Origin of the sequence: Siminovitchia fordii DSM 16014 = CIP 108821, assembly GCF_000374565.1 — a bacterium.
Classification (GTDB): domain Bacteria; phylum Bacillota; class Bacilli; order Bacillales; family Bacillaceae_C; genus Siminovitchia; species Siminovitchia fordii.
In genome coordinates this window covers 1-14,004 of the sequence record NZ_KB894714.1, presented here as the reverse complement: position 1 = coordinate 14,004, position 14,004 = coordinate 1, and the positions used below count along the sequence as shown (strand labels likewise).

Here is a 14,004-nt window from a genome sequence, read left to right as displayed (position 1 = left end):
GGCTGACGCGTTGCATTTTTTTACTGCCCTAATTGAGAACCACTTTTTAAAATATAGAAAGAATATACTATAATACATATATCCTCCAAATGCTTAATTCCTATAGCAAATTCTAAAATGTTAAGACTTCCCTATGGTCTACTCGTTAATAGCCTCCATCACAAAGCTACCCCCAAACACTTTATACGTATTTTCTACACCAAACAAGACACGCTAACAGTAAAAAGGAGCGTGTTTTCATGGAAATATTTGAGCCATCTCTCTCACCGGGAGATATTGTCTATGTGTTATACCGTAACCCCCACACACAAAATGTTGCCATGATCCAGGAAGCCGCTGTGGTCAATGATCCGGATCGTCCGGGGGAGCTCGCCGTTTTTTTGTATGAGACTTATTATCCTTTAACGGAAGAAATGGCGGTATATCGTACGGCTGAAGAAGCTGAGGAAGCCTACAATTACTATTTCGGAGCAGTGGACCACTGATTCCCTATTCTTATTCAAAGGAGAAATCATTATGGTTAAACCTTTTATGCCCCAGCTTGTTTATTTCGAACCAAAGGCACTGGAATATCCACTGGGACAGCAGCTTTTCAAACAGTTCACCGATATGGGCAAAGAGATCCGTTATACGACTTCGCATAATCAAGTCCGGAACCTGCCGGGCGAAAATGATTTTCAACGATATCGTATAGCAAAATCAACACTTGTCGTAGGGATTCGCAAAACGTTGAAATTCGATACCTCGAAGCCATCGGCAGAATATGCGATCCCTTTTGCAACAGGGTGCATGGGACATTGCCACTACTGTTATTTGCAGACTACAATGGGAAGCAAGCCGTATATCCGTACATATGTCAATGTGGATGAAATTCTGGAAGCAGCTCAAAACTACATGGATGAGCGCAGCCCCGAGATTACCCGATTCGAGGCTTCTTGTACGTCTGATATTGTGGGAGTTGACCATCTGACTCATACATTAAAAAGAGCTATTGAATATTTTGGCCAGTCTGATTTGGGCAGACTCCGGTTCGTTACCAAGTTCAGCCATGTCGATCATTTACTTAATGCCAAACATAATGGCCGTACCCGCTTTCGTTTCAGCATGAACGCCGATTACGTCATCAAATATTTTGAACCGGGCACATCCCGATTAGCCGACCGGATCGAAGCCGCTGCTAAAGTAGCCCACGCCGGATATCCATTAGGATTCATTATCGCACCTATCTATTTGTTCGAAGGGTGGAAGGAAGGTTACAAGGAATTGTTTGAACGCCTAAGCCACGACCTTCCTGACGATGCAAAAGGGGATATTACTTTCGAATTGATCCAGCACCGTTTTACAAAGCCGGCCAAAAAAGTTATCCAAAAAAACTACCCGATGACCAAACTCGAGCTGGATGAAGAAAAGCGCCGCTATAAATGGGGAAAGTACGGCATTGGAAAATATATTTATCCAAAAGAGGAAGAATCGGAAATGAAGGAAACCCTGTTCGAATATATACACACCTATTTCCCTGAAGGGAAAATTGAATATTTCACTTGAGTTTTAAAAAATGTACAAAGACTTCAATAGAGGCCTTTGTACATTTTGAAATTTTCGTCTTATTCAACTGGAAATTTTCTCATCTGAGTAATTTTTAGAAACAGGCTGTCGGTCTACACTTTTTGCAAAGTCTTCTTTTAGCCATTTGAATAAAGAAATACCGATGATTATACAAATGAACATAATCGGGAAGCCTGTAATGACTGACAGCGTCTGCAAAGCAGATAACCCTCCACCATACATCAGGATGACCGCCACAGCACCGATCATCACCGCCCAGAAAACTCTGATCCATCTTGCCGGCTCCTGTTTCTCCGTGGCTGCCTTCGAAGACATAAAAGATAAAGTATAAGCTGCCGAATCAATTGTAGTAGAAAGGAAAATGAAAGCCAGGATAACAAACACGGTCAGCAAGACAGTCGTACCGAGCGGCATAGCTTGGATAATTGCTACAATCGCAGCTGGTGCTCCCTCATTTTGTACAATGTCCACAATCGGAAGAATACCATTTAACTCAAAATACATACTCGTATTGCCAAATATAGCGAATGCTAGCGCACAGCCAAGTGTACCTGCCACACACATTCCGACAATCACTTCGCGAATAGTTCTTCCCTTTGAAATCCGCGCAGTGAACATCGCCATGAACGGCGCGAGGGCAAACCACCATGCCCAGTAAAAGATGGTCCAATCCTGTGCAAATGACGATCCGCCTACAGAGTCCGTATACAGACTCATTCTCAGGAAGTTCTGAACAAGTAAGCCCATGCTGTCCGTAAACTTGTTAAGGATGAACACTGTAGGACCGACGATAAAAAAGAACGCAGCAAACACGAAGTACAAAGCCGTGTTGACATCACTCAATATTTTAAGACCTTTTTTCAAGCCAAAATAAACGCTGGAAGTAAAAATAAGAGTCCAAAATGAAAGAATGCCCACATCCAGCATCAAAGAACGCTTTACTCCCAATAAATTGGAAAGTGCTTCGGCAAGCATCGGTGTTCCAAGACCGAGGGATGTTCCAACACCTCCAACAATCCCGAACATGAACATAACATCAATACATTTTCCAAGTGGACCATCGACGCGGTCACCGAGCACTCCGCGGCATGCCGAACTCAATCGCAGATTCGGAATCTTTTTTACAAATAAAGCATAAGCCAAGGCAATCGTAGGCAAACAGTAAATGGAAAAACCCATAAAGCCCCAGTGGAATATGCCATATGTGGACGCCCACTCCGCAGCTTCCGTACTTCCAGGCGTCATCCCGAATGGCGGTGCAGTATAATAATACGACCATTCTATAAATCCCCAGTAGAGCAGACTTGAACCTGCTGTTGATGTAAAAATAAGCGCGATCCAGCTAAGGGTCGAGAACTCCGGGCCTTGCTCAGGATTGCCAAGCCTGATATTCCCATACTTACTCATGGCCAAATATAACAAAGCCACGAATATTAAAAAAGCAGTCAACAAATATAAAGAGCCGAACTTCCCTCCAATAAATCCTAGTATGGATCCCAGAAATTGATTTCCTTTTTCAGGATTGATTAAAATGGGTACAGTAAAAATGCTAATGACAGCCAGAGCCGAGAAGAATATCATTCTATCAACCTTCGATTGCTCCATAAAAACCTCCTAAAAAGATGTAAGCGCTTTTAAAAAAGTACTTGCTTTACAACGATTCAATTTCATTTTGCCTACAACGTGCTCTATTTATAAGTATAGGCTAATCCCCTCTCCTTTCTAAAATTGTCATATATATTATTGCAATAACTATACCAAAATATATTTTCCCGTAACGAATGTAACTGAGGCTTTATTTATAAATGAAGTGAGTTCATGGACACTCATAGAGTGCGTACGAACTCACTTCTGCCATCAAAAAGCCGGCTTAAAGGATCGGCCTTATCTTACTCAAAAAAGCGGATTGGCTTCGGATCCAGGTTAATATTGATTTGCTTCGTCTCTTGATATTCATCCAATCCATAAGTTCCAAGGCTTCTTCCGATTCCGCTCTGTTTGTAGCCTCCCCACGGAGCTTGAACATTCGTCAGATGATAGGCGTTCACCCAGGTAATTCCCGCGCGAACTTTTCGGATAACGCGCATCGCTTTATTTTGGTCTTCGGAAAACACAGCGCCTGCCAAGCCGAATTCCGTATCGTTCGCAATGCGTACTGCTTCGGCTTCATCCTTGAATTTTTGGATAGCGACAACAGGACCAAAAATTTCTTCGCGCACAATTTTCATGTCGCTTGTTACATCCGTGAAGACGGTCGGCTCGATAAAGAACCCTTTTTCCATGCCGTCCCTCTGAATCCGGCTTCCGCCGCAAGCAAGATTACCGCCTTCCTCTTTCCCAATCCGGATATATTCCAAAATACTTTCCATGTGCTTTTCGCTGACAATCGCCCCCATTTGTGAGCTTTCGTCATTCCCTGGGCCGACTTTGATCCCTTTTGCTTTTTCCACATATTTTGCCACGAATTCATCATAGATTCCTTCTTGTACCAAAATACGGCTTCCGGATGAGCAAACCTGACCAGACCCCATAAAAATTCCAAACAGAGCATAGTCAACCGCTGTCTCCAAATCAGCATCATCAAAAATGATATTAGGTGACTTCCCACCCAATTCCAAGGAAACTTTTTTCAGATTGCCTGTAGCGGCTTGCATGATGTTCCGACCCACCCCTGTGCTTCCTGTAAAGGAAACGACATCGACATCATCACTTTCAGCGATGGTCTGGCCGACAACTGAACCGGACCCCATCACAAGATGTGCGATGCCTTTTGGTAAATCGGTCTGATCTATCAATTCAAATACTTTGACAGCCGTTACCGGAGTGATTTCGGCCGGTTTTAAAATAATGGAGTTGCCTGCCGCCAGCGCAGGGGCAATTTTCCAGACGCTCATTAATAGCGGGAAGTTCCAGGGAACAATCAGTCCTGCAACCCCCATCGGCTCTTTGACAATCATTGTTTGCAAATCCTCTATCGCTTGGTACGTTACTCCAGAAGGATGATCGAGGAGTCCCGCATAATAACGGAAAGTGTTGGCTGCATCCGCGGCGTCCGACTGTGCTTCCCTTAGGGTCTTCCCGTTGTTTTTCATTTCCAGTTCCGCAAGCTCATCCAAGTTCTCTTCCATCTTCTCTGCAATCTGAAGTAAAACTTTCGCCCTTTCTTGCGGAGTCCTGTCAGACCATGCTCCGCTTTCAAACGCGCTTTTTGCGATTTTTATCGCTTCTTCCGTCTCTTCCTTCGTTGCTTTTGGGGCTTTGGCAATGACTTCCTGATTGGCAGGATTTAGAATGTCTTGCATTTCCGGGTTGCTTGAATCCACCCATTCCCCGTTAATATACAGTTTCAAGTTTTGTGCCATAACCTTGATGCCTCCCTAGTTTGCAAGCTTTCATAAGGTTTCTCTTGTAAAATTGAATCGGCAGCCATACTCGGTTTTGTCCCTCGTATGGCCGCCGATCCGCCTCATTCTCCGTGCGGGCGGAAAGAACGGATGTATTCGTCGGAATCTTTATAATGAAGAACTCCGACTGCTTCTACATCAACAACAACCATATAAGGTTTTTTACTGGCAATGGCGTTGTCCAGTCCTTTTTCAAATTCCTCAACAGATGTCACTTTCTCTGATTCAAAGCCCATGGATTTGGCCATCATAACGAAATCAGGGTTTTGCAAATCAACAGCCGTCTTTCTTCCATAAGCAGCCTCTTGATAATATTTTAAAATTCCGTAGCCTCCATCATCGAATAATAAGACGATGATTGGTGCATCTTCCTGGACTGCCGTGATCATCTCACCCGCATTCACCATAAAACCGCCGTCTCCTGCAACAAGAACGACAGGTTTTTCCGGCTGGCCGACTTTGGCGCCGATTGCCATCGGCAAACCTTGTCCGATTCCTCCGCCTGTCATGTAGAGGTAATTTCTTGGTTCATGAACATCAACCAATTTATTTGCCCAAGTATATCCTGGGATGGTCACATCTGTCACTAGCACTGTATTTTCAGGAAGCTTGTCATTCATAATTGAAGCGATATCTCCATAAGGCTCGATCGTGCTGCAGAGATCGTCGCGAACGCCTTGGCGGCATGCTTTAACTTCTTCCACATAAGCAGCATCAGGATTGATGTCCTTATCTGTCAACGCTTTGTTGATTTCATGTAAGACGGCTTTGGCATCACCGACCAATCCGAAAAGTGTATCAAAACTGCGGTTAAACGCATTTGGATTCAGATCGATATTAATGTGATTTTCAGGTACTGGGGAAGTCCAGCCGTTTGTTTCCCCACCGCGGAAACGTACTCCAATGCTGATGAGCAAATCTGCCTTGCTCAAGAGCTCCTCAAATCGAGGGAACCACGCAAAGTTTCCGATGCAAAGAGGGTGTTCTTCAGGAATGGCACCTTTTGCGGATTCACTTGTAACAACTGCAGGCTGAATTTTCTCCACCAGCGCCAATAGTTCTTCCGATGCTCCTGAATGGATCACTCCGTCTCCTGCCCAGATGACAGGTCTTTTTGCCGCGGCGATTTTTTCAACCACTTCAGCCGGAAGGTTGATTTTAGTCTCTGCATTCTCTACTGTTTGCACTTCAACCAATTGGTTTTTAGGAATGATCATCGCTTGGAAATTTGTTGGAATCTGAACAGTGACAGGTCCTGTCGGCACAGTCTGTGCCTCATTGATCGCTTTACGCATGAACGGCGTGATCAATTTCGGGCGTTTCAAAAGATAAGCGGCTTTGTTTGCACCGTCCATCATTTTCAATTGGTCTTTACATTCATGAATATATCGTTGGTCTGTTCCGATATAGTTGGAATCAGCTTCACCCGTAATATGAAGAAGAGGTGTACCGGAGTTCCATGTTTCCGTCAATGAACCTGCACCATTTCCTGCACCGGCTCCCGTGCTTGTCAGGACGACGCCAAGTTTACCGGTCGCACGCGAATACGCATCTGCCATATTGACCGCACCACTTTCGCCACGAGCAGTTGCCATGCGGATCTTTCCGTTCCGAAGCATTGCATCATAGATCGGCATATTATGGATACTTACGATTCCGAAGATAACCTCGACTCCAGCAGCCACAAGCTCTTCCACAATCGCATCTGCAACTGTGTATTCTGTCTGGTTATTTTTTGGTTCTAATACTGCATGTTCTACTTGATTATTCATTATGATCCTCCCAAGATGTTTTTCTACGATAATTAAAAATGCTAACGCAGCAAAGCAGCTGCCACTTTCATTTAACCTTCATATGATGAAAGTCCATTTTTCTTTCGGATTCTCCCCGCAGGCTGCCAGTCTCGCTTTTTACCGCTTTGTTTGTGGCAACGCCCACAACGTACGTCACGATAAAGTTGATGATCAAAATAACAAGCCCAGTATCAAAGTCTTTGATGTAGCCCGGAAGGTTTGGGAATAGCGTAGCCATCGTCGTGTCAGTCAGCGTTGAATAGATGACGATGAGTACACCGACAATCATCCCTGTCAATGCCCCGATTTTGTTGACCGGATTCTTTTTCAGTAAGCTGAAGAACAAAGCAGGGAACAATTGGACGATGATACTGTACACCATAATATAGATCAGGCCGATCAGCTTGGATTCATTCAATGCAAAAAAGACTGCAAATACAACCAATACAGGGACAAGAGAACGGCTCAAATTATTTATCTGCTTATCTGTCGTTTCAGGCTTCCATACTTTATATATATTTTTGGATAAAAGTGTTGCCGATGACAGCAGAACGATAGAGCTTGGGACGAGTGCGGCCAATGCTCCTGCTGCTCCAATCATCCCCACAAACCAAGGTGGAAAAGAAGCTTGGGCAAGTTTGAATAAAGACATGTCGGCATCGTCCAAACCCGGAACCTGAATAATGGCCGAAAATCCGATAATGATGGAAAACACAATAATCAGTTGGTATAACGGCATACTGGCAGCATTCCATCGCAACGCTTTCGCGCTTTTTGACGAAAAGACTCCGCTTTGCATGTGTGGAAACAGATAAAAACCCAAAGCGAGCATGATTGTTGTGGTGATAAACCAAGTAATGCTCAAACCTTCAGCCGGAAATAGAAGCATCTCCGGATGCGCGCTTTCTATGGCCTGGAACATCGGTCTAAATCCTCCATAATAATAGATTGGAAAATAAAAACCCATGAACACAATGACCCCCAGGGTCAAGATATCTTTCATAATGGCTGTCCAAGCCGATCCGTGCATTCCGGAAACCGTTACATATATAGCAACAATCAAACCACTGATTACAACAGCCAACCCGGATGAAATAGCTCCATAGGACGACGATGAAACAATAATCCCCAAGCCGACAAATTGCATGACGAGGTAGGAAACAGAGGCTATCACCCCAATGAGGGCGACCACAACCCCTAGACCTACACTATCATATTTTTTTACATAAAAATCGGATTGTGAAATGACGTTGTTCTTTTTGGCGTATTTCCAAATAGGCGGTAGCAGCCAGTAAGCAATCACAAAGTAGAAACAGTTAAATGCGTAAACCGCAGGCATCCCTACTCCATAGGCCATTCCGCTTGCACCCAAAAAGGTGAACGTCGTGAACATTTCGCCAGCCAACAGGAAAAATACGACGATTGGTCCGAAGCTTCTGCCGCCGACGGCCCATCCTTCCATGTCCATATTTTTGCCTTTTCGTGCCCGGATACCCAATAAACATGCCAGTGCCAAAATACCGAATGTGATTGCAAGTGAAATATTCAAATGTCATCTTCCCCTTCATTTGCAGGATCAAGTATGTTGACAATGTATAAGAAAAGGGAAGTGAGCACGACCCACAGCATCAGCCAAAACAATACAAATGGCATCCCAAGGACATATGGTTCAATTTTATTGATGACAGTCAAGCTGCCGATTGCGGGTATCATACTGAAAATATACAGCCAGAATCTTTTCTTCATTAGCTGAACCTCCTGGTCGAATTATACTGCCGCTGATTCGTGATGAAACCATGTCCACAAAAAGATGAACCGTTTCCAGTTATCTGTAAATTTGTGTGCAGCGCATTCATCTGTATAAATGGATCTGTTTTAAATCGCTATTTGATTTTGGTCGTATTCATTCAACGATGTTCACGAATGTTCAGCCATTTTTTCTTCTGTTGAAGGCCTACTTTCCTACCGGCTAATCCATAACTATCCTGCAATGAAGATGGTCCCCATTTTGTGAGGTCTGGGCACGCAGAGTCCATCTAAATGATAAAGCTTCTCTCCCTTCTGACATTCCAATTCTATATTTGCAATTTCCATGCCAAGTTAGAAGAACTGATAAATGGCTCAGAGATGTATTACGTGAGTGTTCTTATACTCATAGAGTATTTTTAAACCCAGTTTTGTCGAGGTGAGAAAATGATATTTTGAAAGATAGAAAATTATTGAACTAGCTTATCAGGCTTTTCATCCGTCAGAACAGTAGCAACAGTAGCATCCACCTTATTCCTTTTAAATTTAAAATAGTAGAATACATAGCAAAGTGCGACGAAACCGAATCCTATATACAGCGATGTACGCTGCGTTGGATCAAATGCGGTAAATACAACGAGGCCGACACACATAATCAAGGCTAGAAATGGAACTAGCGGGAAAAAAGGAACTTTAAACTTCAAATCTTCCAATCTTCCTCCGTCTGCAATATATTGCTTGCGGAATCGGTACTGGGCCCACGCAATTGCCATCCATGTAACGACGCCGCCTACACCGCTGATTGCTAACAGTACAACGAATAACGTTTCTTCTGCGATGACACTAGTAAGTAAGGATAGCAAGGCAAACACTAGGGTGACCAACAATGCGTTCATTGGTACTCCGCGCTTGTTCACTTTTCCAAATACGCGTGGAGCCTGTCCGCTTTGGGAAAGCGAAAACAGCATTCTTGTACAAGCGAATAAACCTGTATTACCAACCGATAAAATGGCGGTTAAGATGACAAAGTTCATAATATCAGCAGCATAGGGGATACCGATCATATCGAATACGGTTACAAACGGGCTCTCAAGCACCCCAGCTTCTTTCCATGGAACGATTGCTGATAAAACAAAGGTTGCCAGTACATAAAAAACTAAGATACGGATAACAATGCTTCGAATCGCTCTTGGAATATTTTTTTCGGGATTTTCTGTCTCTCCCGCTGCAACTCCCATAATTTCCGAACCCATAAAGGCATATACAACCGTCATCATAGAGATAAAAACACCTGTGAATCCTGTTGGAAACAATCCGTCACTGAAAAAGTTTGAAAGGAACGGTGCAGATTCCCCTTTAATCGGAATGAGTCCAAAGATCGCCGCCCCGCCTACTACAATAAAGAAGAGGACAGCAATGACTTTAACAGCGGAAAACCAATATTCCGTCTCTGCAAAACTTCTTACCGTCAAAGCATTGATACCGAATAGGATTAAAGCAAAAGTTGTGCACCAGACCCATACAGGCACATCCGGAAACCATCTGGCCATGAGCAATCCGGCCGCAATAAACTCCAACCCTACATAAATGGCCCAGCTCAGCCAGTAAGTCCATCCAATCATAAATCCGGTCGCAGGACCGATAAATCTTTCAGCGTGAGCTTGGAATGATCCCGATACTGGCATGACTACCGACAATTCCCCAAGACAAACCATGACCAGGTACATAACCAGGCCACCAAACAGATAAGCGGTAATTGAACCCGCAGGACCGGCTTCACTTATGGAATACCCCGACCCCAGAAATAACCCTGTTCCGATGACCCCTCCGATTGACATCATAAACAAATGACGGCTTTTCATTGAACGTTTCAATTCTTTAGGTTGACTCACCTGTTCTTGCATTCACTTTCCCCATTTCCGTATTATAGCGCTTTCTTTTTAAAACAGGCGGTTGATGCCTATTTGCATCTTCCGCCTTCAATTATTGGACAGTTGACGTTGGACTTGGTGATGTATATTCCAATGAATCGCTCTTTGCAGGCTTAAAAATTTCATATGCTACATCTCTTTGATATCTGTTTTGCTCCTTTGATTCTGTAAACAGACGGAACACATTTTTCCGGCAAAGCCTTTCGATATCATCGATCACGGCTTGCGGTTCAGCTTCTACCAGTCCGAAAATGACTGCGTCGTAAGCACGTATTGCTCCAAGGTTGGCAACGAAGTCGTTGACGATATCAATCCCTCTTTCCTTGATAATTTCGTCCCCTTCTGCAGAAATCGGAATATTAGCCGCTTCCACGACCAGGCTCGCATTTACCTTTTCTGCGTTGGATCCGTTAATGACATCTTCCAAAGCACAAGGGATCAAAATATCACAGTCGACATCAAGCCATTCAGAGTTTGGTCTTACCTCATAGGCAGGATCAAAGTGATTTTTATCCATTTCACCATACACGTTTTTATGATCAATGAGCTTTTGTACATCCAAACCTTCTTCACATGTTACAAGCAAATTAGCATCTGATATTCCAACCACTTTATATCCCAATTGGGAGAGTTTCAACGCACAACTTGCACCAACACAGCCGAATCCTTGGATGACAACCTTTGCGCCTTCCTTCCCTTTTTTAAACTTCCAGGCTTCATCTGCTGAAAAAGCGACGCCATATCCGGTCACGACGTCATTGACAAGAAGACCGTCAATTCTTTTTGATAATAGTTCATCATAATCCTTGATTCCTTGAAGAACAGCAGGATCTTTTTTCATAGACTGGGTCAATGGAATATCGATCCCGAATTCATGGAAGATATTCAAGACATCTTCATACTTCGTTCCAAGGTCACTTCCCAATGAGACACCATTATCAACATAAGGCATCATAGCGATTAAGAACCTTCGCAATACGTCATATGCATCCGGAGCTTTGTAATCGTAAGAGATGCCGGCTTTGCATCCCCCTGTCGTTTCCGATTCGCTTGCTACATATTTATAGGCCATTGCTTCTGCAAGCCTTTCCACTTCCTCTTTTGTCACTGTCGGATGCATCCTTGTGCCGCCGCCTGTATAACCTTTCACAAAATTATGGACGACCATCCAGCCTTTCGCATCTGTTTCAGTATCATTCCATTCTACTACTAGATAGGGTTTAGACATTGTGATTCCTCCTAAGATGTGATTGCTGCCCTGCCAGGTATTATATCAATGTAACATACACCTGAAAAATTTACATATGCAGACTCCCTTCATACAGAAAGGAGTCCTGTTAGAAGATGTGATTTAGTCTGCTTTCATTTCCTCTTCATAACGCCGATGGAAATACTTGATGGCATATTCAGTCGGAGAGTAGATCCCTCTTTCAAATGCTTGTGTATCAAAACCTTTTTGCAGTATTTCAACAAGGTCGAAATCTTCCAGGCGGACCTGATCGACAAATCTGATCAGTTCTTCATTCTCTTTGGATATTTCATCAGATTTAAAATAGTAGCTGTAAATAGCCAGGGATTTATCAGGGGCTAATGGAAGTATTTGACTTGTTGTCATATTTCCGTCTTCTCCCGGGTAAATGCTGACCATTAGATTCGGCCAAACCCAATAAAAATTCGCATGTTCTTCACGGTCTTCATCTGTCTTGCTGGTCATTTTTGAATATTGACATGAAAAATTGTCATGCAGATCGATATAGTAATTTTTCATATCAAACGTCTTTGAAAATTCCGGATGGGCAATTTTACAGTGATCACATTCAAGATAATTGTCTATAACCGCTTTCCAGTTGGCTTCAATAACCCTAGTTGTAACACGTACTTTTTTCAATGATTCAAGGAACGTATACTTTTCAAGGTCTTTCATAAAGTCTCCGAGGGTGTCAGCCATTGGCTTTGCCGCAGGATCCAGATTGATGAAGATCATCCCTTTATACACTTCCAAATTTACCTTCGTCATGCAGCTGTGTTTGCCCAGCTCATTTGTATTAAAATTCGGCGCTTTATTCAGCTTGCCATCCAATTGGAACGTCCACCCATGGTACTGGCACATGAAAACCCTTTTATTTCCGGACTCGCTTTTCTCTACCTTTGAACCTCTATGAGGGCAGATGTTGTAAAAAGCATTAATTTCATTATTTTTGTCTCTGCTGATGATCAACGGCTGGTCAGCAATATCAAAGGTGAAGAAGTCGCCGATTTTTTCAACTTGGCTTGTATGGCCTGCCAGTACCCAGCTGTTGCGGAAAATCTTTTTTTTCTCTTCCTCAAAAACTTTTGGATCAACATAATTTTTATAGGGGAGTGTGTACTCCAAAGTCTGTGTTGTTGTAGCCATTTTAAAAACTCCCTTCTCTTCTCAAACTTCTTGATTTTTATATTCGCAAAATCCGTACCAACTTTTTTGTCAGGCAAAAACTTATAGGTATAAGGTTTTATAAAAACGAAAGCGAGTGCATTTGTGCTCATAGAGTGCAAATGCACTCAATCCCATCGATTGGACTGTATATCCTAAACAACTTTATTTTGCAATAAAGCCGGATCGGAGAACGGCTCCTCTTCCACTTTGATTGAGCTTGTCGGACATTCATCTCGCGCATCTTCCAAATCGTCAACTACATTTTCCGGTACCGGAACGGCACCAACATTCATATCCAACAGGCTAAATGAGATGCCTTCCTCGTTGTAATCAAAAATGTCGGGAGCTACTTCACCGCACGCTCCGCAGCCGATGCATGTATCTTGGTCAACTTTTACGTATAACGCCATTTTTACAACTCTCCTTATACTAAAGATGTCTTCTTTTCTTCCATCAGGCTTGTGCTGTGAACGGTTTGCAGCTTCGCTGTCGGATCCATATAGACCTTCGCGTTGCTCACAGCAATCGGCGCTTCGCCGAATCCAGTTGCGATCAGCTTCACTTTTCCTTCATACGTGCAAATATCTCCGACCGCATAAATGCCTTCGATGTTTGTTTCCATTTTGGAATTCACCAGGATGGAGTTCTTCTCGATTTCCAGGCCCCAGTCCTTGATCGGCCCCAAAGATGAGATAAAGCCATAGTTCACCAGTACGTCATCCACTTCAAGCTTAAGCTTCTCTTCGCCCTTTGCTTCCTGAACGACCACGTTTTCCACTCTTTCATCTCCATTGAGCTCAACAGGCACATACGGCGTTAAAATGTCAACTTTTGATTGCTGCAGCAATTCAACACTGTGCTCATGCGCACGGAATTTATCACGGCGGTGAATGATCATCACTTTCTCTGCGATCGGTTCAAGCATCATCGCCCAGTCGACTGCGGAATCTCCACCGCCGAATACAGCGACTTTTCTGCCTTCGAATTGCCCCAGATTCTGAACAGAATAGTGCAGGTTCGCTTCCTCGAATCTTTCTTCCCCTTCCAATTTCAGCTTGCGGGGCTGGAAAGCGCCGTTTCCTGCAGTAATAATAATCGATTTTGAAAAATGGACCCCTTTATTCGTGACAATGTTGAAAGTGCCGTCT

Annotated in this window: 12 protein-coding genes; 2 read left to right on the top strand and 10 right to left on the bottom strand. The window is 43.5% G+C overall.

The genetic code is table 11. The features are described from left to right. Nucleotides 1–239 precede the first annotated feature (239 nt). On the top strand, nt 240–485 hold the full coding sequence (locus C509_RS0121370) for a transcriptional regulator SplA domain-containing protein (RefSeq protein ID WP_018708982.1): 246 nt from the start codon (nt 240–242) through the stop codon (nt 483–485). A 31-nt stretch (nt 486–516) separates the two neighbouring features. Further along, entirely contained in the window at nt 517–1,545 is a 1,029-nt protein-coding gene (splB, locus tag C509_RS0121365; RefSeq protein ID WP_018708981.1) for a spore photoproduct lyase, read from the top strand. 63 nt (nt 1,546–1,608) lie between these two features. On the opposite strand, the gene C509_RS0121360 is transcribed toward splB, so the two are convergent. From C509_RS0121360 to C509_RS0121315, 10 genes are all read right to left on the bottom strand, one after another. Further along, nucleotides 1,609–3,171, bottom strand: a complete 1,563-nt coding sequence (locus C509_RS0121360; protein WP_018708980.1) for a BCCT family transporter — start codon at nt 3,169–3,171, stop codon at nt 1,609–1,611. Between the two features lie 284 nt (nt 3,172–3,455). After that, a complete protein-coding gene (locus C509_RS0121355) occupies nt 3,456–4,928 on the bottom strand; it encodes an aldehyde dehydrogenase family protein (RefSeq protein WP_018708979.1) in 1,473 nt (490 codons plus the stop codon). A gap of 104 nt (nt 4,929–5,032) precedes the next feature. Beyond that, nucleotides 5,033–6,742: a thiamine pyrophosphate-binding protein gene (locus C509_RS0121350; RefSeq protein WP_018708978.1), complete on the bottom strand. Its 1,710-nt coding sequence runs from the start codon at nt 6,740–6,742 to the stop codon at nt 5,033–5,035. 67 nt (nt 6,743–6,809) lie between these two features. Next, complete coding sequence (locus C509_RS0121345) at nt 6,810–8,312, bottom strand: sodium:solute symporter family protein (RefSeq protein ID WP_018708977.1); 1,503 nt, start codon at nt 8,310–8,312, stop codon at nt 6,810–6,812. Beyond that, entirely contained in the window at nt 8,309–8,509 is a 201-nt protein-coding gene (locus C509_RS0121340; RefSeq protein WP_018708976.1) for a DUF3311 domain-containing protein, read from the bottom strand. Before C509_RS0121340 ends, C509_RS0121345 begins: the two co-directional genes overlap by 4 nt. A 470-nt stretch (nt 8,510–8,979) precedes the next feature. Continuing rightward, complete coding sequence (locus C509_RS24410) at nt 8,980–10,413, bottom strand: amino acid permease (RefSeq protein WP_018708975.1); 1,434 nt, start codon at nt 10,411–10,413, stop codon at nt 8,980–8,982. A gap of 79 nt (nt 10,414–10,492) precedes the next feature. Continuing rightward, nucleotides 10,493–11,668, bottom strand: a complete 1,176-nt coding sequence (locus C509_RS0121330; RefSeq protein WP_018708974.1) for a Glu/Leu/Phe/Val family dehydrogenase — start codon at nt 11,666–11,668, stop codon at nt 10,493–10,495. A 123-nt stretch (nt 11,669–11,791) separates the two neighbouring features. Next, a complete protein-coding gene (locus C509_RS0121325) occupies nt 11,792–12,835 on the bottom strand; it encodes an aromatic ring-hydroxylating oxygenase subunit alpha (RefSeq protein WP_018708973.1) in 1,044 nt (347 codons plus the stop codon). A gap of 173 nt (nt 12,836–13,008) precedes the next feature. Then, nucleotides 13,009–13,266 (bottom strand): ferredoxin, encoded by a 258-nt coding sequence (locus C509_RS0121320; RefSeq protein WP_018708972.1) that lies wholly within the window; start codon nt 13,264–13,266, stop codon nt 13,009–13,011. A gap of 14 nt (nt 13,267–13,280) precedes the next feature. Further along, nucleotides 13,281–14,004, bottom strand: a 724-nt coding sequence (locus C509_RS0121315; RefSeq protein WP_018708971.1) for an NAD(P)/FAD-dependent oxidoreductase, incomplete at its 5' end; no start/stop codon positions are given.

What these genes read in the sequence shown, in the direction of transcription:
- C509_RS0121370 (WP_018708982.1), top strand. Translation starts at nt 240, where the DNA reads ATGGAAATATTTGAGCCATCTCTCTCACCGGGAGATATTGTCTATGTG.
- splB (WP_018708981.1), top strand. Translation starts at nt 517, where the DNA reads ATGGTTAAACCTTTTATGCCCCAGCTTGTTTATTTCGAACCAAAGGCA.
- C509_RS0121360 (WP_018708980.1), bottom strand. Translation starts at nt 3,171, where the DNA reads ATGGAGCAATCGAAGGTTGATAGAATGATATTCTTCTCGGCTCTGGCT.
- C509_RS0121355 (WP_018708979.1), bottom strand. Translation starts at nt 4,928, where the DNA reads ATGGCACAAAACTTGAAACTGTATATTAACGGGGAATGGGTGGATTCA.
- C509_RS0121350 (WP_018708978.1), bottom strand. Translation starts at nt 6,742, where the DNA reads ATGAATAATCAAGTAGAACATGCAGTATTAGAACCAAAAAATAACCAG.
- C509_RS0121340 (WP_018708976.1), bottom strand. Translation starts at nt 8,509, where the DNA reads ATGAAGAAAAGATTCTGGCTGTATATTTTCAGTATGATACCCGCAATC.
- C509_RS24410 (WP_018708975.1), bottom strand. Translation starts at nt 10,413, where the DNA reads ATGCAAGAACAGGTGAGTCAACCTAAAGAATTGAAACGTTCAATGAAA.
- C509_RS0121330 (WP_018708974.1), bottom strand. Translation starts at nt 11,668, where the DNA reads ATGTCTAAACCCTATCTAGTAGTAGAATGGAATGATACTGAAACAGAT.
- C509_RS0121325 (WP_018708973.1), bottom strand. Translation starts at nt 12,835, where the DNA reads ATGGCTACAACAACACAGACTTTGGAGTACACACTCCCCTATAAAAAT.
- C509_RS0121320 (WP_018708972.1), bottom strand. Translation starts at nt 13,266, where the DNA reads ATGGCGTTATACGTAAAAGTTGACCAAGATACATGCATCGGCTGCGGA.